The following is a 26,347-nucleotide window of genomic DNA, read 5'->3' as shown; positions in this document are numbered from 1 at the left end:
CCCGAAGACGCATGCCGCAGACAAAACACGATTTACCCGACGTTCAGCACCTCGGGCCTGGCAACTTGCCGCAGCTTTCTGCGCGCTCGCCGAGCGCCCATAAAGGTCAGTTCGGCCATGTATTGTTGATCGGCGGCGACCGGGGTCTTGGCGGTGCCATCTTATTAAGTGCTGAAAGTGCCCTGCGCAGTGGCGCGGGCCTGGTTTCAGTGGCGACCCGCAGCGAGCACGTGCCGGCAGCCCTGGCGCGGCTACCGGAAGTCATGACGGTGGCTACACATTCTGCCAACCAACTGATGGGGCTGCTTGAGCGGGCATCGGTATTGGTGGTTGGTCCGGGTTTGGGGCAGGCTGCCTGGGGGCGGAGTCTGTTGTCGGCGGCGGCCAATGCGCCATTGCCGCAAGTCTGGGATGCCGATGCACTGAACCTGCTGGCCAAGGGTGGGCTGGAATTGCCAAGGGGCTGTGTGATAACTCCGCATCCGGGCGAAGCGGCGCGTCTGTTGGGGCTTTCGACAGCGGCCGTTCAGGCAGATCGTCTTACTGTTGCGCGCCAATTGAGCAAGAAATACTCGGTGGTGGTCATTCTCAAAGGTGCCGGCAGTCTTATTGCCAGCCCGGACGGTCGCCTGGCGCTGTGTGATCGTGGTCATCCGGCAATGGCGACGGCGGGTCTGGGGGATGTGCTGGCCGGATTGGTCGGCGCGCTGCTGGCTCAGGGCATGGAGGCTTACGATGCAGCCTGTCTGGCGGTCTGGCTGCACGCCAGCGCTGGCGAGCGTCAAGGCAAATTGGGCCGGGGGCTGGCGGCCAGTGATTTGATTCCAGCCATTCGTCAGTTGCTGGAGGAGCAATCACCGTGTCTGAAGTAACGCTGTATCTGGCCGATGAAGAAGCCATGATCAAGTTGGGGGCGTGTATCGCTCAAGTCACCCAAGGACTTGGGGTGATCTTCCTGGACGGTGATCTGGGGGCGGGGAAAACCACCCTGTCGCGGGGCATCATCCGTGGCCTGGGGCATATGGGGGCGGTCAAGAGTCCGACCTTTACCCTGGTTGAACCCTATGAGATCGGCGAGGTTCGGGCTTTCCATTTCGACCTTTATCGACTGGTCGATCCGGAGGAGCTGGAATTTCTCGGCATCCGTGATTACTTCGAAGGCGATGCACTGTGTCTGATCGAATGGCCCCAGCGTGGTGCAGGCTTTTTGCCAAAGCCCGACCTGACCATTACCATTAGCCCGCATAACAGCGGACGTTCGCTGAGTTTGTTGCCCCAAGGCTCGCGTGGCGAGTTGTGGTGTGCCGCTTTGGCATTGGAATTCAAATAAATGATGGGGTTAGGTATGCGCTTTCGCGCGTTGGTTGCTGTCGTAGGACTATTGCTTACGGCACTGGCCGTCGACGCTGTGGCTGCCACACAGGTCCGTAGCGTACGCCTGTGGCGCGCACCGGATAACACCCGACTGGTGTTTGACCTGTCCGGTCCGGTCCAGCACAGCGTTTTTACCCTGACGGCGCCAGATCGCCTGGTGATCGACATCAATGGCGCGACGCTTGGCGGCCCGCTGAATGTCTCCACCGCCAACACCCCGATAACCTCCATGCGCTCGGCCCAGCGTACGCCGACCGACCTGCGGGTGGTCATCGACCTGAAAAAAGCCGTCACGCCGAAAAGTTTCATCCTGGCGCCCAATGCGCAGTATGGTAACCGGCTGGTGGTCGATCTGTTCGACAACGCTGCTGATGCTGCACCGACCCCGCCGCCGACCAATGTTGCCACCGTGCCTGCGGTGCCAGTGACCCCGGTCGAGCCGTCCATCAAGCTTCCACCTGCGCCGGCCGGCAAGCGCGACATCATTGTGGTGATCGATGCCGGTCACGGTGGTGAGGATCCGGGTGCTTCCGGCTCCCGTGGTCAGAAGGAAAAAGACGTGGTGCTGGCGATCGCCAGGGAGTTGCAGCGTCAGGTCAGCGGCATGAAAGGCTTCCGTGCCGAGCTGACCCGTACCGGTGACTATTTCATTCCGTTGCGCGGACGTACCGAGATTGCCCGCAAGAAGGGCGCAGATCTGTTCGTTTCGATCCATGCCGATGCGGCGCCGTCAGCCGCCGCCTTCGGTGCTTCGGTGTTTGCCTTGTCCGAGCGCGGCGCCACCTCCGAGACCGCTCGTTGGCTGGCCGACAGTGAAAACCGCTCCGACCTGATCGGCGGTGCCGGTAATGTCAGTCTCGATGACAAGGACCGGATGTTGGCCGGTGTGTTGCTCGACCTGTCAATGACCGCCTCGCTGACCTCAAGCCTGAACGTCGGCCAGAAGGTCCTGAGCAACATTGGCCGGGTCACGCCGTTGCACAAGCAGCGCGTCGAGCAGGCCGGGTTCATGGTGCTCAAATCTCCGGATATCCCGTCGATCCTGGTAGAAACCGGATTTATTTCAAACGCCAACGAAGCGTCGAAACTGGCAGCGTCCAACCATCAGCAAGCGCTGGCCCGCTCTATCAGCAGCGGTGTTCGCCAGTTCTTCCAGCAGAATCCGCCACCTGGCACCTACATCGCCTGGCTGCGTGATTCTGGAAAAATTGCCCAAGGGCCACGTGATCACCGGGTGAGTCCGGGTGAAACGCTAGCGATGATTGCCGTGCGCTATCAGGTTTCGGCCGCCACCCTGCGCAGCGTCAACAATCTGCAGAGCGATGAACTGAAAGTCGGTCAGACCCTGACCATTCCGGGTACTGAACTGGCGGCCAAGGAATGAGTGAGATGCTGAGCAATCGCGCGCGTATTGAGCTGCTCAGCCCGCGGTTGGCGAACCAGATCGCCGCTGGCGAGGTCGTCGAGCGCCCGGCGTCAGTGATCAAGGAATTGCTGGAAAACAGCCTGGACTCCGGTGCCAAACGTATCGATGTCGATGTCGAGCAAGCCGGGGTCAAACTGTTGCGCGTGCGTGACGATGGCAGTGGCATCTCTTCGGATGACCTGCCGTTGGCCCTGGCGCGACATGCCACCAGCAAGATCCGCGACCTGGAGGATCTCGAGCGCGTGATGAGCCTGGGGTTCCGTGGTGAAGCGCTGGCGTCCATCAGTTCGGTAGCGCGCCTGACCCTGACCTCCCGTACCCGCGATGCCGACCAGGCCTGGCAAGTCGAGACCGAAGGCCGTGACATGGCGCCCCGCGTCCAGCCGGCGGCCCATCCAGTGGGTACTTCGGTGGAAGTGCGCGATCTGTTTTTCAACACCCCGGCGCGGCGTAAATTCCTCAAGGCCGAAAAAACCGAGTTCGATCACCTGCAAGAAGTGATCAAGCGTCTGGCGCTGGCGCGTTTCGACGTGGCGTTCCATTTGCGCCATAACGGCAAGAGCATCCTCAGTCTGCACGAAGCTCATGACGACGCGGCTCGCGCCCGGCGTGTGGCAGCGGTTTGCGGTGCCGGATTCCTCGAGCAGGCGCTGCCTATCGAGGTCGAACGCAACGGTCTGCGCCTGTGGGGTTGGGTCGGGTTGCCGACGTTCTCCCGAAGCCAGGCGGATTTGCAGTATTTCTACGTCAATGGCCGCGCCGTGCGCGACAAGCTTGTGGCCCATGCGGTGCGTCAGGCTTACCGGGATGTGCTGTTCAACGGTCGGCACCCGACCTTTGTGCTGTTTTTTGAAGTCGACCCGGCGGTAGTGGACGTCAACGTGCACCCGACCAAGCACGAAGTGCGTTTCCGTGACGGGCGCATGGTGCATGACTTCCTGTATGGCACCTTGCACCGCGCCTTGGGCGACGTGCGTCCGGAGGATCATCTGGCCGCCCCAGCCGCTGCCGCCGGCATTGTCCGGCCAAGCGGAATCGAGGCCGGCGAGTTCGGACCGCAGGGCGAAATGAGTCTGGCGGCCAATCTGTTGCTGGAACAACCCCGGCCTCAACCGACATTCAATGCGCCGGGCTCAGGCGCCGGGGCGGGTTATCAATACCAATACACGCCGCGGCCTCAATCGGCGTTGCCGGCCGCCGAAGCCCAGAGCGCTTATCGCGAGTTTTTTGCGCCCTTGCCGGAAAACGGGGCAGTGTCGCTGCCGGACGGCCAGGGTGATATCCCGCCTTTGGGGTATGCGCTGGCGCAGCTTAAAGGCATCTATATCCTCTCGGAAAACGCCCAGGGCCTGGTGCTGGTGGACATGCACGCGGCCCATGAGCGGATCATGTACGAGCGGCTGAAAGTCGCGATGGCCAGCGAAGGCCTGAGCGGCCAGCCATTGCTGGTGCCTGAGTCGATTGCGGTCAGCCAGCGCGAAGCCGATTGCGCTGAAGAACATGGCAACTGGTTCCAGCGTCTGGGCTTCGAATTACAGCGTCTGGGCCCGGAAACCCTGGCAATCCGGCAAATCCCGGCACTGCTCAAGCAGGCCGAAGCCAACCGTCTGGTTCATGACGTCCTGGCAGACCTGATGGAATACGGCACCAGTGACCGGATTCAGGCGCATCTCAATGAATTGCTCGGGACCATGGCCTGCCACGGCGCGATTCGCGCCAATCGACGCCTGGCCTTGCCGGAAATGAACGGTCTGCTGCGCGACATGGAAAACACCGAACGCAGCGGTCAATGTAACCATGGCCGACCGACCTGGACCCAATTGGGCCTGGACGATCTGGACAAACTGTTCTTGCGCGGTCGTTGATGAGCCAGCTCCCTCCAGCCATATTTCTGATGGGCCCGACTGCTGCGGGCAAGACCGATCTGGCCATCGAGTTGAGCAAAGTATTGCCCTGCGAGTTGATCAGCGTCGATTCGGCGCTGGTCTACCGCGGCATGGACATCGGCACCGCCAAGCCTTCGAAAGAGCTGTTGGCCGAGTTTCCCCATCGGTTGATCGATATTCTCGACCCGGCGCAGAGCTATTCAGCGGCTGATTTCCGTACCGACGCCCTGGCCGCGATGGCGGACATCACCGCACGCGGCAACATTCCGCTGTTGGTGGGCGGGACAATGCTCTATTACAAGGCTTTGCTCGAAGGTCTGGCGGATATGCCGGCGGCCGATCCGCACGTGCGCGCAGAAATCGAGGAGGAGGCTGCACGCCTTGGCTGGCAAGCCCTGCACGACCAACTGGCGGTGATCGACCCGGAATCTGCGGCGAGAATCCATCCCAATGATCCGCAACGACTGAGTCGGGCGCTGGAGGTTTATCGAGTCAGCGGCCTGAGCATGACGGCCCATCGGCAGCGACAATCTGCGCAAAGTACTGAAGCAGCCGCTTCGGGACGCGGACAATTGCCCTATACTGTCGCAAACTTGGCCATCGCTCCGGCGAACCGTCAGGTACTGCACGAGCGTATTGCACAAAGATTTACACAAATGTTGGAACAGGGATTCATTGACGAGGTCGTAGCTCTGCGTTCAAGAAGTGACCTGCATGCCGGGTTGCCGTCTATACGTGCTGTAGGCTATCGACAAGTCTGGGATCACCTGGATGGCAAGCTGACGTCAGCCGAGATGCAGGAGCGCGGCATCATTGCCACGCGCCAATTGGCGAAGCGCCAGTTCACCTGGCTACGCAGCTGGGCTGACCTGCATTGGCTGGACAGTCTGGATTGCGACAATCTGCCGCGCGCCTTGAAATACTTGGGAACGGTCTCCATATTGAGCTGAGTCCTTGCAATTGCCGTCTATCCTTTGGGGGAGTGGCGGCCAAAAGCCATCTGTTTTCTAATTTTTTTATTATTGATCCTTAAAGGAGTGCGGCACATGTCAAAAGGGCATTCGCTACAAGACCCTTACTTGAATACTTTACGTAAAGAGAAAGTTGGGGTTTCCATTTATCTGGTCAACGGGATCAAACTGCAAGGTCAGATCGAGTCCTTCGACCAGTTCGTGATTTTGCTGAAAAATACCGTCAGCCAGATGGTTTACAAACACGCTATCTCGACAGTGGTTCCGGTTCGTCCAATTCGCTTGCCTAGCGCAACCGAAACCGAACAGGGTGACGCTGAGCCAGGTAACGCCTGATAGGAGTCTCCTTTGTTCTTTGAGCGCCACGGTGGTGGTGAGCGGGCAATTCTCGTTCACTTGGATGGTCAGGACCCTGAGGCGCGCGAAGATCCGCAGGAGTTTCAGGAGTTGGCAATATCGGCCGGCGCCGAGACCGTCGCGTTTTTTAACGTGCCGCGTAATCGGCCAACCGCCAAATACCTGATTGGCAGCGGCAAGGTCGAAGAGTTACGCGACCTGGTCAAAGCCGAACAGGTAGATCTGGTGATTTTCAATCACATCCTCACACCCAGTCAGGAACGTAACCTCGAACGTGTTTTCGAGTGTCGCGTGATTGACCGCACGGGTCTGATTCTCGATATCTTCGCCCAACGCGCACGCACCCATGAAGGCAAGCTCCAGGTAGAGCTGGCCCAGCTTGAGTACATGAGTACGCGGCTGGTTCGTGGCTGGACTCACCTTGAACGGCAGAAAGGCGGTATCGGTCTGCGTGGCCCGGGTGAAACCCAGCTCGAGACAGACCGGCGTCTTCTGCGGATTCGCCTGCGGCAGATCAAGGGGCGCCTGGAAAAGGTCCGCAGCCAGCGTGAGCAATCGCGTCGTGGCCGCAAGCGTGCTGACATTCCGACGGTTTCACTGGTGGGTTATACCAACGCCGGCAAATCGACGCTGTTCAACTCGGTGACGGACTCCGATGTCTTCGCGGCCAACCAGCTATTCGCCACTCTCGACCCGACCCTGCGCCGCCTCGAGCTCGAAGACCTCGGTCCCATCGTGCTGGCCGATACCGTGGGTTTTATCCGCCATTTGCCGCATAAGCTGGTCGAGGCGTTTCGGGCTACGCTGGAGGAGTCGAGCAACTCCGACCTGTTGTTGCACGTGATCGACGCCCATGAGCCCGAGCGTATGGCTCAGATTGAGCAGGTCATGGTGGTGCTCGGCGAGATCGGTGCTCAAGACTTGCCGATCCTGGAGGTCTATAACAAACTCGATTTGCTTGAGGGTGTGGAGCCGCAGATCCAGCGCGATGCCGACGGCAAGCCGCAGCGGGTCTGGTTGTCGGCCCGGGACGGTCAGGGATTGGATCTGCTCAAGCAGGCTGTCGCAGAATTGCTCGGCAACGATTTGTTCGTCGGCACCTTGCGCTTGCCCCAGCGTTTTGCTCGACTGCGTGCTCAGTTCTTCGCTTTAGGCGCAGTACAGAAAGAAGAACACGATGAAGAAGGCATCAGTTTACTGGCTGTTCGCTTGCCACGGGTCGAGTTGAATCGACTGGTGAGTCGCGAAGGAATGCAACCGCTGGAGTTCATCGAGCAACACACTTTGCAATAAAAGCCTGAAAAAGCGGTTGTGCCGCTGTAGCAGGCATTCTGTAGCATTGGTCGGCGCGCCGCGGGCGCGTCTTTGCTTTATCAGATGGAGAGCGCTATGGCTTGGAATGAGCCGGGTGGCAACTCGAATAATCAGGATCCTTGGGGTGGTAAGCGCCGAAATAATGGCGACCGCAAGGGGCCGCCAGATCTCGACGAGGCCTTCCGTAAGCTACAGGAAAGCCTGAATGGGTTGTTCGGTGGTAGCAAGAAACGTGGTGACGATGGCGGTGGTTCAAGCAAGGGCGGAGGTTACGGCTTGCTTGGTATCGGCCTTGTCGTGCTGGCGGCCATCTGGCTGTACAGCGCGGTTTATGTCGTAGACGAGCAGGAGCAGGCCGTGGTGCTGCGCTTCGGCAAGTACTATGAAACCGTCGGCCCGGGTCTGAACATTTACTTCCCGCCGATCGATCGCAAGTACATGGAAAACGTCACGCGTGAGCGTGCCTATACCAAGCAGGGTCAAATGCTGACTGAAGACGAAAACATCGTCGAAGTGCCGCTGACCGTGCAGTACAAGATCAGCAACCTGCAGGACTTCGTGCTGAACGTCGATCAGCCGGAAATCAGCCTGCAACACGCGACCGAGAGTGCCCTGCGCCATGTGGTGGGTTCCACCGCGATGGACCAGGTGCTGACCGAGGGGCGTGAGTTGATGGCCAGCGAAATCAAGGAGCGTCTGCAACGCTTCCTCGATACCTATCGCACCGGTATCACCGTCACTCAGGTCAACGTTCAGAGCGCTGCCGCTCCCCGTGAAGTCCAGGAAGCCTTCGATGACGTGATCCGCGCTCGTGAAGATGAGCAGCGTTCGCGCAACCAGGCTGAGACCTACGCCAACGGCGTGGTGCCGGAAGCTCGTGGCCAGGCCCAGCGGATCCTCGAGGATGCCAATGGTTACCGCGACGAGACCGTCTCTCGCGCCAAGGGTGAGGCCGATCGCTTCACCAAACTGGTGGCCGAGTACCGCAAGGCCCCTGAGGTCACCCGTCAGCGTCTGTACCTGGACACCATGCAGGAAGTCTTCAGCAACACCAGCAAGGTGCTTGTGACCGGTAACAAGAACGGGCAGAGCAACCTGCTTTATCTGCCGCTGGACAAGATGATCGAAAGCGGTCGTAGCGGCACTGCACCGGCAGTGGGCGCGGCAGCAGCTGGCAACAGCGATGTGAGCCCGCGCAGCGCAGCGGATTCGCAGCAACAGCAAACGCGTACCAGGGAGAGTCGCTGATGAGCAATAAATCGCTGATCGCCCTTATTGTCGGCGTCATCGTGGCTATCGCTGCCTGGAACTGCTTCTACATCGTGGCTCAGACAGAGCGTGCGGTGCTGCTGCAGTTCGGTCGCGTGGTTCAGACTGATGTTCAGCCGGGCCTGCATGTGAAAGTGCCTTACGTCAACCAGGTGCGCAAGTTCGACGCGCGCTTGATGACGCTTGATGCACCGACGCAGCGCTTCCTGACGCTGGAAAAGAAAGCCGTCATGGTCGATGCCTACGCCAAGTGGCGCGTGAAAGATGCCGAGCGCTTCTACACCGCGACATCCGGCCTCAAGCAGATTGCTGATGAGCGACTCTCGCGTCGTCTGGAGTCGGGCCTGCGTGACCAGTTCGGTAAACGCACCCTGCATGAAGTGGTTTCCGGTGAGCGCGATGCGCTGATGGCGGACATCACTGCTTCGCTCAATAAAATGGCGGAAAAAGAGCTGGGCATCGAAGTTATCGATGTTCGGGTCAAGGCCATCGATCTGCCGAAGGAAGTGAACCGCAGCGTGTTCGAGCGTATGAGCACCGAGCGTGAGCGTGAAGCTCGCGAGCATCGCGCCAAAGGTAACGAGCTGGCAGAAGGCATTCGTGCCGACGCCGATCGTCAGCGTCGCGTGTTGCTGGCCGAGGCTTATCGTGAGTCGGAAGAGGCTCGCGGTGATGGCGATGCCCAGGCCGCTTCGATTTACGCCAAGGCCTATGGTCAGGATCAGGAGTTCTACGCGTTCTACCGTAGCCTGCGTGCCTACCGTGAAAGCTTCACGAACAAATCCGACGTCATGGTTCTGGACCCAAACAGCGACTTCTTCCGTTTTCTGGAAAAAGCCAAGCCTTGATGGGGCGCCCCGCCGAGCGGCTAATGCGCTTGGCGGGGTGATCCTTTGGGAAAACGAGTGTATGATGCGGCAGCCGGGAAATTCCCGGCTTTTTTGCGTCTGCACGTTTGATTGGCTGAAGTTCGCTTGAGAACTTGGCAAGATTTTTCGAGGAAAGTGCTGTGTAGCCTGGGTTCAGGCTGTTGTCCGACTGGGTTTGCGTCGGATGCAATACTTTCTGCTTTACTCAAGGCTCGCCCAGAAGCGTGCCGCCCGGATCACAGGGGAATGGCGTAATGGCAACGGTAGACCGCTGGCTGCTGCCAGATGGCATCGAAGAAGTACTTCCGCCGGAAGCGGCGCGTATTGAAGTAGCGCGTCGTCAGGTGTTGGATCTGTTCCAGAGCTGGGGCTATGAGTTCGTCGTCACCCCGCACATCGAATATCTGGAATCCCTGCTGACTGGAGCAGGCCAGGATCTCGATCTGCGGACCTTCAAGGTGATCGACCCGCAGTCGGGCCGACAGATGGGCTTTCGCGCCGACATCACCCCGCAAGTGGCGCGTATCGACGCGCATACCTTGCGTCGCGAAGGTCCGAGCCGCCTATGCTATGCCGGTAGTGTTCTGCATGCGCAGCCGCGTGCCTTGTCGTCCTCGCGCAGCCCGATTCAACTGGGCGCCGAGTTGTACGGCGATGCGAGTCCGAGCAGCGACGTTGAAGTCATCAGCTTGATGCTGGCGATGCTGCAACTGGCCGATGTGCCGGATGTGCACATGGATCTTGGCCATGTGGGTATCTATCGTGGTCTGGCCCGTGCCGCCGGTTTGTCCGGTGAAGTGGAGCAGCAGTTGTTCGACGCTTTGCAGCGCAAGGCGATCGATGAGGTCATTACCTTGACCGAAGGCCTGCCTGCCGATCTGTCGGGCATGCTGCGGGCGTTGGTCGATTTGTGTGGCGGCCGTGAAGTATTGGCGGCTGCCCGTGAGCGTCTGGCCAATGCGCCGGCTCCTGTTCTGGCTGCGCTGGATGACTTGCTGGCGATTGCCGAGCGTTTGTCCGCGCGTTTCCCGGAGTTGCCGCTTTACTTCGACCTGGGTGAGTTGCGCGGTTATCACTACCACACCGGTGTGGTGTTCGCAGTATTCGTACCGGGTGTTGGCCAGTCCATCGCTCAGGGCGGTCGTTATGACGATATTGGCGCCGACTTCGGTCGTGCCCGTCCGGCGACTGGCTTCTCTACCGATTTGAAAACCCTGGTGACCCTGGGGCGTGCTGAAGTCGAGCTACCGTCTGGCGGTATCTGGATGCCTGACAGTACGGACGCGGCACTCTGGCAGCAGGTTTGCCAGTTGCGCAGTGAGGGTCAGCGTGTTGTTCAGGCGTTGCCTGGGCAACCTTTGGCCGCCGCCCGTGAAGCGGACTGCGACCGGCAATTGATTCTGCAGAACGGGCTTTGGCAAGTATTGCCGCTGGCCTCTTGAGTTTTCCTGCCGGCCGCTGCCGGCACCAAGTTTGCGCGAATGAGGACAAGTGTTATGGGTAAGAATGTCGTAGTCCTGGGCACCCAATGGGGTGATGAGGGCAAAGGCAAGATCGTTGATCTGCTGACCGAACATGCTGCCGCCGTAGTGCGCTATCAGGGTGGCCACAACGCCGGTCACACGCTGGTGATCGACGGCGAGAAAACCGTCTTGCACCTGATCCCCTCGGGCGTACTGCGCGAAGGCGTGCAGTGCCTGATCGGTAACGGCGTGGTGGTTGCACCTGACGCCTTGCTGCGTGAAATCGTCAAGCTGGAAGAGAAAGGCGTACCGGTGCGCGAGCGCCTGCGTATCAGCCCGTCCTGCCCGCTGATCCTGTCCTACCACGTGGCGCTGGACCAGGCCCGTGAAAAAGCCCGTGGCGAGCTCAAGATCGGTACTACCGGTCGCGGTATCGGCCCGGCTTATGAAGACAAGGTTGCACGTCGCGGCCTGCGTATCGGTGACCTGTTCCATCGCGAGCGTTTCGCCGCGAAGCTGGGTGAGTTGCTGGATTACCACAACTTCGTGCTGGTCAATTACTACAAAGAGCCGGCGATCGACTTCCAGAAGACACTCGACGAGTGCATGGAATACGCCGAGCTGCTCAAGCCGATGATGCTGGACGTGACTGCCGAGCTGCACGACCTGCGTCGCGCCGGCAAGGACATCATGTTCGAAGGTGCCCAGGGCTCGCTGCTGGACATCGACCATGGTACCTACCCGTACGTCACCAGTTCCAACACCACGGCCGGCGGCATCGCTACCGGTTCGGGTTTTGGTCCGATGTACCTGGATTACATTCTGGGCATCACCAAGGCTTACACCACTCGCGTGGGTTCGGGTCCATTCCCGACCGAGCTGTTCGATGACGTTGGTGCGTTCCTGGCCAAGCGTGGCCACGAGTTCGGCGCTACCACCGGCCGTGCTCGTCGTTGCGGCTGGTTCGATGCCGTGATCCTGCGTCGCGCCATCGACGTAAACAGCATCTCCGGCCTGTGCCTGACCAAGCTCGACGTGCTCGACGGTCTTGAGACCATCAATATCTGCGTGGGCTACAAGAACCAGGATGGTGCAGTGATCGACGCACCGACCGACGCCGACAGCTACATCGGCCTGGAGCCAGTGTACGAACAAATGCCGGGCTGGACCGAGTCGACCCTGGGTGCCAAGACCCTGGAAGAGCTGCCAGCGGCTGCTCGTGCTTACATCAAGCGCGTCGAAGAGTTGGTTGGCGCGCCGATCGACATTATTTCGACGGGGCCGGACCGCAACGAGACCATCGTTCTGCGTCATCCGTTTGCTTAATAAGTCGTTGATGTAAAACGCAAAGGACCCTTTATAGGGTCCTTTGTCGTTTCTGTCTGTTGGACGGCACGACCTTTGCTGTGATTATCCTTTCCAGGGTGCCATCAATTTAATGGCGTCAACGTAGAGGGATTTCCTGTGTCGGCCGTTCTCTCACTGTTACAAAGCCGTTTACTGCGGCCTGTGTTCGTTACCCTTGGTATCGCCCTTTTGGTGCAGGTGCTGGTGGCTGTTGCTCTGACTCGGAGTACGGTGACCGCATTGGAAGCTGATCTCGGTACCCGACTGGGTGTCGATAGCCAGAAACTGTCTGGCGAGCTCGAGCAGGCGGGGCGTGAAGTCACGTCGAGCCTCGACAGTCTCTCCACCAGTACCCGTCAGCGCCTGACCGCGGGTCTGTCCTCGCGACTGAAGGATGAGCAGTCGCAACTGCGTGCTGCACTGGAAAAGGATCTGAAGGACTCGGCCAATGATATGGCCCAGCTTCTTGCTTCTGTGGCTCCGCGCGCGATGTGGGACAACGATGTCCCGACCCTTTCCGAATTCGCCCGACGTGCCCAGCGCAATCCCAACGTGCTGTTCGTGGTGTATGACGACGCCACCGGCCAGCACCTGACTCGCTATATGAATCGGGAAAACCCGATCAACAAGGCCCTTCTGGAGAAAGGCCAGGGCGAGCGCGCGATGGATAAAGTGCTGGATGCGGCGAAGCACGATTCTTCGGTCTACTATCTCGAAGCCTCGATCAGTCCCAATGGCGTGGAAATCGGCAAGGTATTGATGGGGGTCTCCACGGCTTCGGTAGAGACTGATCTGGCGGCTTTGGATAAACGCTTCTCGGCCTTGATTGCCAGCAGTGATCAATTGGTTGGCGATAGTCTCAAGGGCGCAGCGGCTGATAGCGCAACCGCTATGCGTGGGCGCTTGCAGTCGGCGCAAACCACCGCCTCACAGATGAAGGACAACACCACCAGCACCGTGCAGGAGGCTGCAGCAACGTTGCGCTGGCGGATCGGCATGGGCCTGGCATTGGTCGGGTTTGGTGTCTTGCTGTTGCTGGCGGTGGTGCTGGGACGTCGGGTGGTCAACCGGTTGCATCTATTGATCGCGGCGCTGAATGATTTGGCAGCCGGTGAGGGTGATTTGACCAAGCGCGTCCAGCTCAACAGCAAGGACGAGATCGGCGACATGGCTGCGGCGGTCAACCGCTTTGTGGATAAGTTGCAGCCAATTGTCCGCGAGGCAGGCGATGTAGCGCAGCGCACGGGTGTCGAGATTGGCGCCATGACCCTGCGCAATGCCGGTGCCGATGCGGCAGCAACGGCGCAGCGGGACGAAGTCGCGGAGAGCCTGCGTGCGTTGTCGCAAATGGCCGATGAGGCCCAGGCCGAGAGTCATGCCATGCAGGCGGCTTTGAAGCAGGTGGTGGATATCCGTCAGGCGACCGACGAGAACACCCGTACATCGGCGCAGGTCGGAAGCTTGATCGAGGCATTGGCCGGGCAGGTGGATACCGGCGCCAAAGTGATCGAGCGACTGGCGCAACAAAGCGAGCAGATTGAAGTGGTGCTGACGGTGATTCACGGAATTGCCGAACAGACCAACCTGCTGGCGCTGAACGCGGCCATTGAAGCGGCGCGCGCCGGCGAAACCGGGCGCGGTTTTGCGGTGGTGGCCGATGAGGTGCGGGCGCTTGCGAGTAAGACTCAAAGCTCAACCGGCGACATCCAGGCGCATATTGGTGCCTTGCAGCAGGGGGCGCGCGAAGCGGTAGCGGCGATTGGTCAGGCGGGTCGTCAGGCCAGCGAAGGCTTGCTGGTGTTGCGTGACAGTGCGCGCTTGCAGCAGTCGGTGCAGTCCTCGGTTGAGCAGGTCCATGCGGCGATTGGTTTGGCTACCCAGGCGGCGGCTCATCAGGCGAAAGGTGCGCACGCGGTACGTGGGCGGGTCGAAACCATCCATGCCCAGGCAGAGCGCGCGGCTCAGGCGGTGGTGGAGACAACCGCCAGCGGCAAGGTGCTGGACGGTCTGGCGGCGCAACTGAAGGCGAGTCTGGGGCAGTTCAGGGCATAGATGTTGCCTGTTCCATCGCCATCACGCCCTGAGCCTTTCCGTCAGCACGGCTTTGCTGTGTCCGGCTCGCTGATCAAAGGCGAGCCGTGCCGAGGCAAGGCCTGTAGATAAACGTTTTCGTCGTACACGGTGCTGGTTTTCCAGCACCGATAAACGATCCGGATCCACTTGAACGCGAGTGCCCTGAGGGCCGCTTGGTAAGAGCTGCCTTTGGCCCTTTGCTGGCGATAATACGCCTCTGCCCACACCGATTGATTGATGCTGTGGGCAGCCCATTCAACAAAGGTCTGGCGCAAAAAAGTTGCGCATTGATAGCGCCAGTGGACGATTTTTTTCTTGCCACTGCGTTCGGTGACCGGGGCGATCCCGGCATATCGCTGCACCGCACTGGCATCCTTGCCGCGAACCCGCAATTCCAGCCACAACAGCACAAGACAAAGCGCGAGCAATACCGCAGACAGCATCGCTGCATTGGCGTTGCTGAATTCCAGCTCGAACTGCTGGTAAATCGCTGTGGTAAAGGTTTGCAGGCCGATGATCGACAGGGCGCCGAACTCCACCAGCATGTGCAGGGCGATCAGCAGTGATCCGGCCAGTAAAGAAGGCCAAAGCAAGGGTAGGGTGATCCTGAAGAGCACCCCCAGCGGCTTTGGCCCAGGGTGCGGGCTGACTCTTCCAGTGATGGGTCGAGATTGCGCAGGGTCGCTGCCACCGGCAGGAACACCAGTCGGTATTTGGACAGGGTCATCACCAGAATCGCCCCGCCCAGACCTTCGAAGTTCGCGCTAAGCGAGACCCAGGTAAAGCTGCTGACAAAGGCTGGTACGGCAAACGGCAGGCAGAGCACCACGCCCCACAAGCGGCGCCCAGGCAAGTTGCTGCGCTCCAGCAACCAGGCCAGAGACAAGCCGATCACGCCGATCATCAGCCACAGCGTATTGCGCAGTAAGCCAAAGACATAGGGGCGCCACAGTAAATGCAGTGCCTGGGCCCAACCGGCTCGCCAGGCTTTGAGTCCGACATACAGCAACGGCAGCAGGCTCGGCACCACTAACAGCAGCACTGGTAACAGCAGCCAGATTGATGGTCGTTTGCGCCGTGGCATAGAACCCCTGCGGTTTGCGGAGGCGGCTAGCGATGCGCTCATCAGTTCAGGCCAACGTCACGTTCCAGATCCGGCGCTTGTTCGGCGTTGCCAAGGTCGGCCGGGGTGACGTTTGGTGGTTGCAGCTGGTTGAAGGGTTTCAGGCCGCGGTCCGACATGTTGTTGCCATAGACCTTACCGAAGGCGCGCAGGCTGCGTAGATTCGAAAACCAGAAACGCAAAAACCCGCTTTCGCGGGTTTTTGTGAAGCTTCAAAGCAATGCTCTGAAGTTTGAATTGGTGCCCAGAAGAAGACTCGAACTTCCACGACCTTGCGGTCACCAGCACCTGAAGCTGGCGTGTCTACCAATTTCACCATCTGGGCAGTATCAGCAGCGTTGTACGCCGTTGATGGAGCGCACTATACGTAGAGCGTTTTGATCTGTAAACCCCTGTTTTGGTTTTAATAAATCAAACGCCTGAAATGCAAAAACCCGCTTTCGCGGGTTTTTGTGGGAGCCTGAAGATTGATGTAATCTCCAGCTCTAAATTGGTGCCCAGAAGAAGACTCGAACTTCCACGACCTTGCGGTCACCAGCACCTGAAGCTGGCGTGTCTACCAATTTCACCATCTGGGCAGTATCGACAACGTCTGCGTCGTCGATGGCGCGCACTATACGGACCACGTTTTTAACTGTAAACCCCTGTTATTAAAAATACTTGGAAAATTTCGCGAGCGGCACTCAGGTGAGCTTTCTATGCTTGGCAAAGAGCTTTTCAAGTGCTGTCGGAGCCTGAAATTTCCCGTTTCAATACGTGTATGCCAAACTAACCCGCATATAGACAAGGTGAAAACTCTCTAATGGCCGATTGGCAGTCCCTCGATCCCGAGGCCGCTCGTGAAGCGGAAAAATATGAAAACCCTATTCCTAGCCGCGAATTGATCCTTCAGCACCTTGCTGATCGAGGTTCGCCGGCTAACCGCGAGCAGTTGGTCGAAGAGTTTGGTCTGACCACAGAAGACCAGCTCGAAGCCCTGCGTCGCCGCCTGCGCGCCATGGAGCGCGATGCTCAGCTGATTTATACCCGCCGCGGCACTTACGCACCGGTGGACAAGCTCGACCTGATCCTCGGTCGCATCAGCGGTCACCGAGACGGTTTTGGCTTCCTGGTTCCGGACGACGGCAGTGACGATCTGTTCATGAGCCCGGCACAAATGCGTCTGGTGTTCGACGGTGACCGTGCGCTGGCCCGGGTTTCCGGTCTGGACCGTCGTGGTCGCCGTGAAGGCATGATCGTCGAAGTGGTTTCCCGTGCCCACGAAAGCATCGTTGGCCGGTACTTCGAAGAAGGCGGCATCGGCTTCGTCGTTGCCGACAACCCGAAGATTCAGCAAGAAGTGCTGGTCACGCCGGGTCGCAATGCCGGCGCCAAAGTCGGTCAGTTCGTCGAAGTGAAGGTCACTCACTGGCCAACGCCACGCTTCCAGCCGCAAGGCGACGTGATCGAGGTAGTGGGCAACTACATGGCGCCGGGCATGGAAATCGACGTCGCGCTGCGTACTTATGACATTCCTCACGTCTGGCCTGAAGCGGTGCTCAAAGAAGCCGCCAAGCTCAAGCCGCAAGTCGAAGAGAAAGACAAAGAGAAGCGCATCGATCTGCGCCATCTGCCGTTCGTCACCATCGACGGCGAAGATGCGCGCGACTTCGATGACGCGGTCTATTGCGAAACCAGGCCTGGCAAGCTGCGCCTGTTCTCCGGTGGCTGGAAGTTGTACGTGGCCATCGCCGACGTTTCCAGCTATGTGAAGATCGGTTCGGCGCTGGATGCCGAGTCGCAGGTACGCGGCAACTCGGTGTACTTCCCCGAGCGCGTTGTACCGATGCTGCCGGAGCAGTTGTCCAACGGCCTGTGCTCGCTGAACCCGAAAGTCGACCGTCTGGCCATGGTGTGCGAGATGACCATCTCGAAAACCGGCGAAATGACCGATTACCAGTTCTACGAAGCGGTGATCCACTCCCAGGCTCGTCTGACCTACAACAAGGTCAGCACGATCCTCGAGCAGCCGAAAACCAGCGAAGCCAAACAGCTGCGTAGCGAATACGCGGATGTCGTGCCGCACCTCAAGCAGTTGTATGCACTGTACAAAGTGTTGCTCGGCGCACGGCATGTCCGTGGAGCGATCGACTTTGAAACCCAGGAGACCCGAATCATCTTCGGCTCCGGGCGTAAAATCGCTGAAATCACTCCGACCACTCGTAACGATGCGCACAAGCTGATCGAGGAGTGCATGCTGGCGGCCAACGTGGCCACCGCTGAGTTCCTGAAAAAGCACGAAATTCCTGCACTGTACCGGGTCCACGATGGTCCGCCGCCGGAGCGTCTGGAAAAGCTTCGCGCGTTTCTGGGTGAGCTTGGCCTGTCGCTGCATAAAGGCAAAGACGGTCCGTCGCCGAAGGATTACCAGGCGCTGCTCGCCGGTATCAAGGATCGTCCGGATTTCCATCTGATCCAGACCGTCATGCTGCGTTCGTTGAGTCAGGCGGTTTATAGCGCCGATAACCAGGGCCACTTCGGTCTGAATTACGAAGCCTATACCCACTTCACTTCGCCGATTCGCCGTTACCCGGATTTGCTCACGCACCGGGCGATTCGCAGTGTCATCCATTCCAAGCAGAACACCCCGCACGTCAAGCGTGCCGGGGCGATGACCATTCCGAAAGCGCGCATCTATCCGTACGACGAAGCGGCGCTGGAGCAGCTCGGTGAGCAATGCTCCATGAGCGAGCGCCGTGCCGACGAAGCGACTCGTGACGTTGTGAACTGGCTCAAGTGCGAGTTCATGAAGGATCGCGTTGGTGAGTCTTTCCCGGGTGTGATTACTGCCGTGACAGGTTTTGGTCTGTTCGTTGAGCTGACCGATATTTATGTCGAGGGTCTGGTTCACGTCACCGCCTTGCCGGGCGATTACTACCACTTCGATCCTGTGCACCATCGCCTGGCCGGTGAGCGTACCGGTCGCAGCTTCCGCTTGGGCGATACCGTCGAAGTGCGGGTCATGCGGGTTGATCTGGACGAGCGCAAAATCGACTTCGAGATGGCCGAAAAAACCATCAGCGCGCCGATCGGTCGCAAGAAACGTACGGCGGGTGTTGATGTGCCTGCGGCGAAACCTGTTCCTGAGCCGGCAGCGGCCAAGACCGGGCGGCGTACCGCGGCGGACAAGAAATCCAGCGAAGCTTACCGTCCAAGCGATGCTGCGGCGAAAAACGCCGAGTTGCGCAAAAGTCGTGAAATGAAGCAGGCGTTGCTGAACGAAGCGAAAAGCGGCGGTAAAGCGGCGTCTGAGGGAAAGTCCGGAAGGTCGGGATCAACCAGCTCGACGGGCAAGCCAGCCAAACCGAGTAAACACCGTAAAGGCCCGCCGAAAGCGGGCTCGGCTCCAGCCAAAAGCGGCGGGGCGCGTAAACCTAAGGCCAAGTCATGAGTCAGTTGGAAAAAATCTACGGCGTGCATGCCGTAGAAGCGTTGCTGCGTCATCACCCTAAACGCGTCAAGCAGATCTGGTTGGCCGAAGGCCGCAGCGATCCGCGCGTTCAGACGCTGATCGAGCTGGCCAATGAAAACCGCGTTGCGGTCGGTCAGGCCGAGCGTCGTGAGCTGGACGCCTGGGTTGAAGGCGTGCACCAGGGCGTGGTGGCGGACGTCAGTCCAAGCCAGGTCTGGGGCGAGGCAATGCTCGACGAGCTGCTCGACCGTACCGAAGGTGCGCCGCTGCTGCTGGTGCTCGATGGCGTGACCGATCCGCACAACCTCGGTGCTTGCCTGCGTTCTGCTGATGCGGCCGGTGCGTTGGCAGTGATCGTTCCGAAGGACAAGTCAGCCACCCTGACCCCGACTGTACGAAAAGTCGCCTGTGGCGCCGCGGAAGTGATTCCGTTGGTGGCGGTGACCAACCTGGCGCGTACTCTGGAGAAACTCCAGCAGCGCGGCCTGTGGGTCGTCGGTACCGCGGGTGAGGCCGAGCAGGACCTGTATCAGCAAGACCTGACGGGGCCGACCATCCTCATCATGGGGGCGGAAGGCAAGGGCATGCGGCGCCTGACCCGTGAACATTGCGACTACCTGGTGCGCCTGCCAATGGCCGGCAGCGTCAGCAGTCTCAACGTTTCCGTGGCCACCGGCGTTTGCCTGTTCGAGGCTCAGCGCCAGCGCAGCGTTAAAGCCGCAGCGGCCGCCAAAAAGTCCTGATCCTGCTGTAGTTTCATTGTGGTTGGCCTGATTTCTATGCCCCACACCACACCCTGTGGGAGCGAGCTTGCTCGCGATAGCGGAGCGTCATTCAACATATTCATTGAATGTCGAGCCGTATTCGCGAGCAAGTTCGCTCCCACAATGGTTTGTGTCAGGGCAAAAATTGATGGTGTGAACGAACTGTTCAAATAATCACCAATTGCCTTGCGCCTCTTACGCCCCTTCTCTACAATTGCGCCCCTTGCTGTGACGGCAGGCACACATGTGTCGACCTCTGGCAAGACACACAAGTGTCATTCACTCCTTGTCTGACCGCTTTTGAGCGGCAGGCTACAACCCGTAAGGAGCATTCATGCGTCATTACGAAATCATCTTTTTGGTCCACCCGGATCAAAGCGAGCAAGTCGGCGGCATGGTTGAGCGTTACACCAAGCTGATCGAAGAAGACGGCGGCAAAATCCACCGTCTGGAAGATTGGGGCCGTCGTCAACTGGCCTACGCAATCAACAATGTTCACAAGGCTCACTACGTGATGCTGAACGTTGAGTGCACTGGCAAGGCCCTGGCCGAGCTGGAAGACAACTTCCGCTACAACGATGCAGTGATCCGTAACCTGGTCATCCGTCGCGAAGAAGCCGTTACCGGCCAATCCGAGATGCTCAAGGCTGAAGAAAACCGCAGTGAGCGCCGTGAGCGTCGCGACCGTCCTGAGCACTCCGACAGCGCCGATGGCGTTGATGGTGATGACAGCGACAACAGCGATAACGCTGACGAGTAATCCACGGACCTTTTGAGGAGCCAATTACATGGCACGTTTCTTCCGTCGTCGTAAATTCTGCCGCTTCACCGCTGAAGACGTGAAAGAGATCGATTACAAAGATCTCAACACTCTGAAAGCTTATGTATCCGAGACCGGCAAAATCGTTCCAAGCCGCATCACCGGTACCAAAGCTCGTTATCAGCGTCAGCTGGCCACCGCTATCAAGCGCGCCCGCTTCCTGGCCCTGCTGGCCTACACCGACAGCCACGGCCGCTGAGACCGGGCAGTCGACACGTAGTAAGGGATTGAATGCATGCGCGCCTTAGCTGAGTTCATCATGCGCGGTCGCATGCAGGCCACTCTGGTAGTGGCTGGATGTGCAGCATTGCCGTTGTTGTATTGGTTGGGTGCTGCCGCAGGAAGTCTTGTGCTCCTGCGGCGCGGAGTCAGGGATGCCGTTGGCGTCCTTGCTCTTGGACTGCTGCCAGCGTTGATCTGGTGGCTTTATTCTGATGATCCACGCGCACTTATGGTGTTGCTCGGGTCGTCGGGCCTTGCGTTGGTTTTGCGCGCAAGTGAGTCCTGGAACCGTGTGCTGCTGGTCAGCATAGCGATGGGACTGGTGTTTTCAGTGGTGTTGGGTGCGGCATTCCGCCCTCAGATCGAAAGCCTGGCGCAGGAGTTGGTAAAAATCCTGCCGCTGGCGCTTGGAGATCTCTACCAGAAGTTTTCGGTAGAAGAGCGAGCGCGTCTGGCATCACTGATTGCACCGGTCCTGACCGGCCTGATAGCAGCCTTGTTGCAAATCGTCAGTGTGCTGAGCCTGATTGTCGGGCGCTACTGGCAGGCGTTGTTGTACAACCCCGGTGGTTTTGGTCGCGAATTTCGCGCCATCCGAATCCCGCTGGGGCCGGCGATGTTGCTGCTGGCGTGCATGCTTCTGGGGCCGAACTTCGGTAACCAGATGGCCATGTTGACGCCGTTGTGCAGCGTACCGCTGGTGTTCGCCGGGCTGGCCCTGATTCATGGGCTGGTGACTAAAAAGCGACTGGCCAGGTTTTGGCTGGTGGGGTTGTACGTAACGCTGTTGCTGTTTATGCAGCTGATCTATCCGTTGCTCGTGGTGTTGGCCATTGTCGACAGCCTGATTGATTTTCGCGGTCGTTTGGCGCCGAAAGACGCCGATAGCGCGAACGGTGAAGGTTAAAAGTTAAGAGGATTTCCACATGCAACTGATCCTTCTGGAAAAAGTCGCCAACCTGGGCAACCTGGGCGACAAAGTGAACGTTAAGGCTGGTTACGGCCGTAACTACCTGCTGCCTTACGGCAAAGCTACCGCTGCGACCGCTGCCAACCTGGCTGCGTTCGAAGAGCGTCGTGCCGAGCTGGAAAAACTGGCTGCAGACAAGAAAGCTTCGGCTGAAAGCCGCGCTGCCCAACTGGCCGAGCTGGAAGTGACCATCACTGCCACCGCCGGTGACGAAGGCAAGCTGTTCGGTTCGATCGGCACCCACGACATCGCTGATGCACTGACCGCCTCTGGCGTTGAAGTTGCAAAAAGCGAAGTTCGTCTGCCGAACGGCACCATCCGCAACGTAGGCGAATTCGACGTAGCCGTGCACCTGCACGCTGAAGTTGAAGCCACCGTACGCGTTGTCGTGGTAGCAGCTTAAGCAGCACTTGATCGGCTGGTACCCTTGGGTGCTTGCCGGTAACATCGGGCACGATCCTGTTTACAGGTCGTGCCCTTTGTCTTTCTGCTGATCCTGATTGTCTCTGGTTATAAAACCTTTCCTGATTCCAAGTGGCCATGAACGATATCTCCTCTCCTGAGCAATACGATCTGCAAACCGCTGCCCTGAAGGTGCCGCCGCATTCCATCGAGGCCGAACAGGCTGTGCTCGGTGGTCTGATGCTGGACAACAACGCCTGGGAACGCGTGCTCGATCAAGTCTCCGACGGTGATTTCTATCGACATGACCACCGCCTGATCTTCCGGGCAATTGCCAAACTGGCGGATCAGAACTCACCAATCGACGTGGTGACCCTAGCCGAACAGCTGGACAAGGAAGGTCAAAGCTCCCAGGTCGGCGGCCTCGGCTACTTGGGCGAGCTGGCGAAGAACACGCCGTCGGTCGCTAACATCAAGGCCTATGCGCAGATCGTCCGGCAGCGGGCCACCTTGCGTCAGCTGATCGCCATCAGCACCGAAATCGCCGACAGCGCCTTCAACCCGGAAGGGCGTACCGCCGAAGAGATTCTTGACGAGGCCGAACGGCAGATCTTCCAGATCGCCGAAGCGCGGCCGAAAACCGGCGGCCCGGTCAGCGTCAACGACCTGTTGACCAAGGCCATCGATCGTATCGATACGCTGTTCAATACCGACAACGCCATCACTGGCCTGTCCACCGGTTATACCGATCTCGACGGGATGACCAGCGGCCTGCAGCCGGCCGACCTGATCATCGTCGCCGGCCGTCCATCCATGGGTAAGACCACCTTCGCCATGAACCTGGTGGAAAACGCCGTACTGCGCAGCGAGAAGGCTGTATTGGTCTACTCGCTGGAGATGCCAGGCGAATCGCTGATCATGCGTATGCTTTCGTCCCTGGGTCGGATTGACCAGACCAAGGTCCGTGCCGGTCGCCTGGAGGACGATGACTGGCCGCGCCTGACCTCGGCAGTCAACCTGCTCAACGATCGCAAGTTGTTCATCGATGACACCGCCGGCATCAGCCCCTCGGAGATGCGTGCGCGTACTCGGCGACTGGTGCGTGAGCATGGCGAGGTTGGCTTGATCATGATCGACTACCTGCAATTGATGCAGATTCCAGGCTCCGGCGGTGACAACCGGACCAACGAGATTTCCGAGATTTCCCGCTCGTTGAAAGCGTTGGCCAAGGAATTCAACTGCCCGGTAGTTGCGCTGTCTCAGCTCAACCGCTCCCTGGAGCAGCGTCCGAACAAGCGCCCGATCAACTCCGACTTGCGGGAATCCGGAGCGATCGAGCAGGATGCCGACGTCATCATGTTCGTCTACCGGGACGAGGTGTATCACCCGGAAACCGAGCACAAAGGCATTGCTGAAATCATCATCGGCAAACAGCGTAACGGCCCGATCGGCACCACTCGCCTGGCGTTCATCGGCAAATACACCCGTTTCGAAAACCTCGCGCCAGGCAGTTACAACTTCGAAGACGAATAATCCGTCGACGCTCGAGTGCCCGCGATAGAAGCACCACCAATTTCCGACCATGGCCGTCGGAATTGGTTAAATTTTGTGCTATATTCCGCGCCCGCGAAATTCTTTGGAAACAAAGAGTCCCATTGAAAGCCAACACCGGTCATCGACATGCAAGCAGCCAAGCCGTTATTTGACTATCCCAAGTACTGGGCCGAATGTTTCGGACCGGCGCCATTCCTGCCAATGAGCAGGGAGGAGATGGATCAGCTCGGCTGGGATTCCTGCGACATCATCATCGTCACCGGTGATGCCTACGTCGACCATCCGTCGTTTGGCATGGCAATCATCGGCCGGCTGCTGGAGTCCCAGGGCTTTCGCGTCGGGATCATTGCCCAGCCAAACTGGCAGTCCAAAGACGACTTCATGAAGCTCGGCGAGCCGAACCTGTTCTTCGGTGTCGCGGCCGGCAACATGGACTCGATGATCAACCGCTACACCGCCGACAAGAAAATCCGTTCCGATGACGCCTACACCCCCGGTGGCATGGCTGGCAAACGTCCGGATCGCGCGAGCCTGGTTTACAGCCAGCGCTGCAAGGAAGCCTACAAGAATGTGCCGATTGTTCTCGGTGGCATCGAAGCTTCACTGCGCCGCATCGCGCACTACGATTACTGGCAGGACCGGGTGCGCAACTCGATCCTGATCGATGCCTGCGCCGACATTCTGCTGTACGGCAACGCCGAGCGAGCGATCGTCGAAGTCGCCCAGCGTCTGTCCTACGGTCACAAGATCGAAGACATCACCGACGTGCGCGGCACCGCGTTCATTCGTCGTGACACGCCGCAAGGCTGGTACGAAGTCGACTCCACGCGCATCGACCGTCCGGGCAAGATCGACAAAATCATCAATCCGTACGTGAATACCCAGGACACCCAGGCCTGCGCTATCGAGCAAGAGAAAGGTCCGGTCGAAGATCCGCAGGAAGCCAAGGTCGTGCAACTGCTGGCGAGCCCTCGGATGACCCGCGACAAGACCGTGATTCGTCTGCCGTCGGTGGAAAAGGTCCGTGGCGATGCCGTTCTGTACGCCCACGCCAACCGCGTGCTGCACCTGGAAACCAACCCGGGCAATGCCCGCGCGCTGGTTCAGAAGCACGGCGAAGTCGACGTCTGGTTCAACCCGCCGCCGATTCCGATGACCACCGAAGAGATGGACTACGTGTTTGGCATGCCTTACGCACGTATTCCGCACCCGGCGTATGGCAAGGAGAAGATCCCGGCCTACGACATGATCCGTTTCTCGGTGAACATCATGCGCGGCTGCTTTGGCGGCTGTACCTTCTGCTCGATCACCGAGCACGAAGGCCGGATCATCCAGAACCGTTCCGAAGAGTCGATCATTCGCGAGATCGAAGAAATTCGCGACAAGGTCCCAGGCTTCACCGGCGTCATTTCCGACCTCGGCGGCCCGACCGCGAACATGTACCGCATCGCCTGCAAGACTCCGGAAATCGAATCCGCGTGCCGCAAGCCGTCGTGCGTGTTCCCCGGCATTTGCCCGAACCTGAACACCGACCACTCGTCGCTGATCCAGCTGTATCGCAGTGCCCGTGCCTTGCCGGGTGTGAAGAAGATCCTGATCGCCTCCGGCCTGCGTTACGACCTCGCGGTCGAGTCGCCGGAATACGTCAAAGAGCTGGTGACCCACCACGTCGGCGGTTACCTGAAGATCGCCCCGGAACACACCGAGGAAGGTCCGCTCAATCAGATGATGAAGCCGGGCATCGGCAGCTATGACAAGTTCAAGCGGATGTTCGAGAAGTACTCCAAGGAAGCCGGGAAAGAGCAGTACCTGATTCCGTACTTCATCGCCGCCCACCCGGGCACCACCGACGAAGACATGATGAACCTGGCCCTGTGGCTCAAGGGCAACGGTTTCCGTGCGGACCAGGTGCAGGCGTTCTACCCGTCGCCGATGGCCACCGCCACCGCGATGTACCACTCGGGCAAGAACCCGCTGCGCAAGGTCACTTACAAGAGCGACGCCGTGACCATCGTCAAGAGCGAAGAGCAGCGTCGCCTGCACAAGGCATTCTTGCGTTATCACGACCCGAAAGGCTGGCCGATGCTGCGTGAAGCGCTGACCCGCATGGGCCGCGCCGACCTGATCGGGCCGGGCAAGAATCAGCTGATTCCACTGCATCAGCCGGCGACCGACAGCTACCAGAGCGCCCGTCGCAAGAACTCGACACCGGCCGGTAGCCATAAAGTGGCCAAGGACACGACCACTAAAATCCTGACCCAGCACACCGGTTTGCCACCGCGTGCCAGTGACGGCGGCAACCCGTGGGACAAGCGTGAGCAGGCGAAGGCGGCGGCGTTTGCCCGCAACAAACAGGCAGCCAAGGAGCGTATGGACGCGGCCAAAGGCAAAGGCAAGAAGCCTGAGCGCAAGCCGGTCGTACCGCGTTAAGCGCAGCCAGCGGTAAAGAAAACGCCAGCCTTCGGGCTGGCGTTTTGCTGATCGCTCCACGCGCCGCAAAGGAATGCCTCTTGGGACGCTCCGCGTCCAGTGACGCGGAGCGTCACGGGCTGCATTCCCACGCAGAGCGCGGGAACGATCAACGCAGGAGCGTGGGAACGATCATGGGAGCGCCACAATTATGTGCAAGCGCTCCAATGCAAAACCTCCCCTCGCCCGATTTTGGTGCTGTACTGCCCTGAGCAACCGATGA

Annotated in this window: 21 protein-coding genes, 2 tRNA genes and 2 pseudogenes; 20 read left to right on the top strand and 5 right to left on the bottom strand. The window is 59.3% G+C overall.

Annotated features, from left to right (window positions below; translation table 11 throughout):
- Nucleotides 1–11: 11 nt before the first annotated feature.
- The 12 genes from AC07W5_RS04640 (at nucleotide 12) to AC07W5_RS04585 (ending at nucleotide 14,328) form a co-directional block, all read left to right on the top strand.
- Nucleotides 12–872, top strand: a complete 861-nt coding sequence (locus AC07W5_RS04640; protein WP_495022867.1) for an NAD(P)H-hydrate dehydratase — start codon at nucleotides 12–14, stop codon at nucleotides 870–872.
- On the top strand, nucleotides 860–1,330 hold the full coding sequence (gene tsaE, locus AC07W5_RS04635; RefSeq protein WP_494993433.1) for a tRNA (adenosine(37)-N6)-threonylcarbamoyltransferase complex ATPase subunit type 1 TsaE: 471 nt from the start codon (nucleotides 860–862) through the stop codon (nucleotides 1,328–1,330). The genes AC07W5_RS04640 and tsaE overlap by 13 nt, the downstream gene beginning before the upstream one ends.
- The gene (locus AC07W5_RS04630) at nucleotides 1,331–2,758 is read left to right on the top strand and encodes an N-acetylmuramoyl-L-alanine amidase (protein WP_494993434.1); all 1,428 of its coding nucleotides are present in this window, start codon (nucleotides 1,331–1,333) and stop codon (nucleotides 2,756–2,758) included.
- An 8-nt stretch (nucleotides 2,759–2,766) separates the two neighbouring features.
- Nucleotides 2,767–4,665: a DNA mismatch repair endonuclease MutL gene (gene mutL / locus AC07W5_RS04625; RefSeq protein ID WP_495023001.1), complete on the top strand. Its 1,899-nt coding sequence runs from the start codon at nucleotides 2,767–2,769 to the stop codon at nucleotides 4,663–4,665.
- A complete protein-coding gene (gene miaA / locus AC07W5_RS04620; protein ID WP_495011234.1) occupies nucleotides 4,665–5,636 on the top strand; it encodes a tRNA (adenosine(37)-N6)-dimethylallyltransferase MiaA in 972 nt (323 codons plus the stop codon). The genes mutL and miaA overlap by 1 nt, the downstream gene beginning before the upstream one ends.
- A 96-nt stretch (nucleotides 5,637–5,732) precedes the next feature.
- Nucleotides 5,733–5,993: an RNA chaperone Hfq gene (hfq, locus tag AC07W5_RS04615; protein ID WP_419117040.1), complete on the top strand. Its 261-nt coding sequence runs from the start codon at nucleotides 5,733–5,735 to the stop codon at nucleotides 5,991–5,993.
- A 12-nt stretch (nucleotides 5,994–6,005) separates the two neighbouring features.
- Entirely contained in the window at nucleotides 6,006–7,307 is a 1,302-nt protein-coding gene (hflX, locus tag AC07W5_RS04610; RefSeq protein ID WP_494993436.1) for a ribosome rescue GTPase HflX, read from the top strand.
- Between the two features lie 96 nt (nucleotides 7,308–7,403).
- A complete protein-coding gene (gene hflK / locus AC07W5_RS04605; RefSeq protein WP_494993437.1) occupies nucleotides 7,404–8,576 on the top strand; it encodes an FtsH protease activity modulator HflK in 1,173 nt (390 codons plus the stop codon).
- A complete protein-coding gene (hflC, locus tag AC07W5_RS04600; RefSeq protein ID WP_494993438.1) occupies nucleotides 8,576–9,445 on the top strand; it encodes a protease modulator HflC in 870 nt (289 codons plus the stop codon). The genes hflK and hflC overlap by 1 nt, the downstream gene beginning before the upstream one ends.
- Before the next feature lie 275 nt (nucleotides 9,446–9,720).
- Nucleotides 9,721–10,908, top strand: coding sequence for an ATP phosphoribosyltransferase regulatory subunit (locus tag AC07W5_RS04595; protein WP_494993439.1), 1,188 nt, complete (start codon nucleotides 9,721–9,723; stop codon nucleotides 10,906–10,908).
- 54 nt (nucleotides 10,909–10,962) lie between these two features.
- Nucleotides 10,963–12,255, top strand: a complete 1,293-nt coding sequence (locus tag AC07W5_RS04590) for an adenylosuccinate synthase (RefSeq protein ID WP_495022866.1) — start codon at nucleotides 10,963–10,965, stop codon at nucleotides 12,253–12,255.
- 138 nt (nucleotides 12,256–12,393) lie between these two features.
- Nucleotides 12,394–14,328 carry a methyl-accepting chemotaxis protein gene (locus AC07W5_RS04585; RefSeq protein ID WP_494993441.1) on the top strand — a complete coding sequence of 645 codons (1,935 nt, stop codon included), beginning with the start codon at nucleotides 12,394–12,396 and terminating at the stop codon, nucleotides 14,326–14,328.
- Between the two features lie 41 nt (nucleotides 14,329–14,369).
- Here AC07W5_RS04585 and AC07W5_RS04580 read toward each other — a convergent pair.
- The 5 genes and pseudogenes from AC07W5_RS04580 to AC07W5_RS04560 all read right to left on the bottom strand — a co-directional run.
- Nucleotides 14,370–14,744: pseudogene (locus AC07W5_RS04580) on the bottom strand (transposase); the annotation flags it as partial.
- A 161-nt stretch (nucleotides 14,745–14,905) separates the two neighbouring features.
- Complete coding sequence (locus AC07W5_RS04575; RefSeq protein WP_495022865.1) at nucleotides 14,906–15,433, bottom strand: ABC transporter permease; 528 nt, start codon at nucleotides 15,431–15,433, stop codon at nucleotides 14,906–14,908.
- A gap of 41 nt (nucleotides 15,434–15,474) precedes the next feature.
- A pseudogene (locus AC07W5_RS04570) lies at nucleotides 15,475–15,588 on the bottom strand (iron ABC transporter substrate-binding protein); the annotation flags it as partial.
- A 122-nt stretch (nucleotides 15,589–15,710) separates the two neighbouring features.
- Nucleotides 15,711–15,797: transfer RNA gene (locus tag AC07W5_RS04565), tRNA-Leu, on the bottom strand.
- Nucleotides 15,798–15,963: 166 nt separating this feature from the next.
- A tRNA-Leu gene (locus AC07W5_RS04560) sits at nucleotides 15,964–16,050 on the bottom strand.
- A gap of 224 nt (nucleotides 16,051–16,274) precedes the next feature.
- On the opposite strand from AC07W5_RS04560, the gene rnr reads away from it, so the two are divergent.
- From rnr to AC07W5_RS04520, 8 genes are all read left to right on the top strand, one after another.
- A complete protein-coding gene (rnr, locus tag AC07W5_RS04555) occupies nucleotides 16,275–18,902 on the top strand; it encodes a ribonuclease R (RefSeq protein ID WP_494993443.1) in 2,628 nt (875 codons plus the stop codon).
- Nucleotides 18,899–19,666, top strand: coding sequence for a 23S rRNA (guanosine(2251)-2'-O)-methyltransferase RlmB (rlmB, locus tag AC07W5_RS04550; protein ID WP_494993444.1), 768 nt, complete (start codon nucleotides 18,899–18,901; stop codon nucleotides 19,664–19,666). Before rnr ends, rlmB begins: the two co-directional genes overlap by 4 nt.
- 355 nt (nucleotides 19,667–20,021) lie before the next feature.
- On the top strand, nucleotides 20,022–20,447 hold the full coding sequence (rpsF, locus tag AC07W5_RS04545; RefSeq protein ID WP_150743927.1) for a 30S ribosomal protein S6: 426 nt from the start codon (nucleotides 20,022–20,024) through the stop codon (nucleotides 20,445–20,447).
- Between the two features lie 28 nt (nucleotides 20,448–20,475).
- On the top strand, nucleotides 20,476–20,706 hold the full coding sequence (gene rpsR, locus AC07W5_RS04540) for a 30S ribosomal protein S18 (RefSeq protein WP_002551829.1): 231 nt from the start codon (nucleotides 20,476–20,478) through the stop codon (nucleotides 20,704–20,706).
- Between the two features lie 36 nt (nucleotides 20,707–20,742).
- Complete coding sequence (locus tag AC07W5_RS04535; RefSeq protein WP_494993445.1) at nucleotides 20,743–21,636, top strand: hypothetical protein; 894 nt, start codon at nucleotides 20,743–20,745, stop codon at nucleotides 21,634–21,636.
- A gap of 19 nt (nucleotides 21,637–21,655) precedes the next feature.
- Entirely contained in the window at nucleotides 21,656–22,102 is a 447-nt protein-coding gene (gene rplI / locus AC07W5_RS04530) for a 50S ribosomal protein L9 (RefSeq protein WP_095169562.1), read from the top strand.
- A gap of 137 nt (nucleotides 22,103–22,239) precedes the next feature.
- A complete protein-coding gene (dnaB, locus tag AC07W5_RS04525) occupies nucleotides 22,240–23,634 on the top strand; it encodes a replicative DNA helicase (RefSeq protein WP_495022864.1) in 1,395 nt (464 codons plus the stop codon).
- A gap of 147 nt (nucleotides 23,635–23,781) precedes the next feature.
- Nucleotides 23,782–26,085, top strand: a complete 2,304-nt coding sequence (locus AC07W5_RS04520) for a YgiQ family radical SAM protein (RefSeq protein ID WP_495022863.1) — start codon at nucleotides 23,782–23,784, stop codon at nucleotides 26,083–26,085.
- The last annotated feature ends 262 nt before the right edge of the window (nucleotides 26,086–26,347 follow it).

This window comes from Pseudomonas sp. GW821-FHT01E05 (assembly GCF_059422425.1).
Note: the sequence above shows the minus strand (reverse complement) of the source record. Positions and strands in the feature narration are given on the sequence as shown.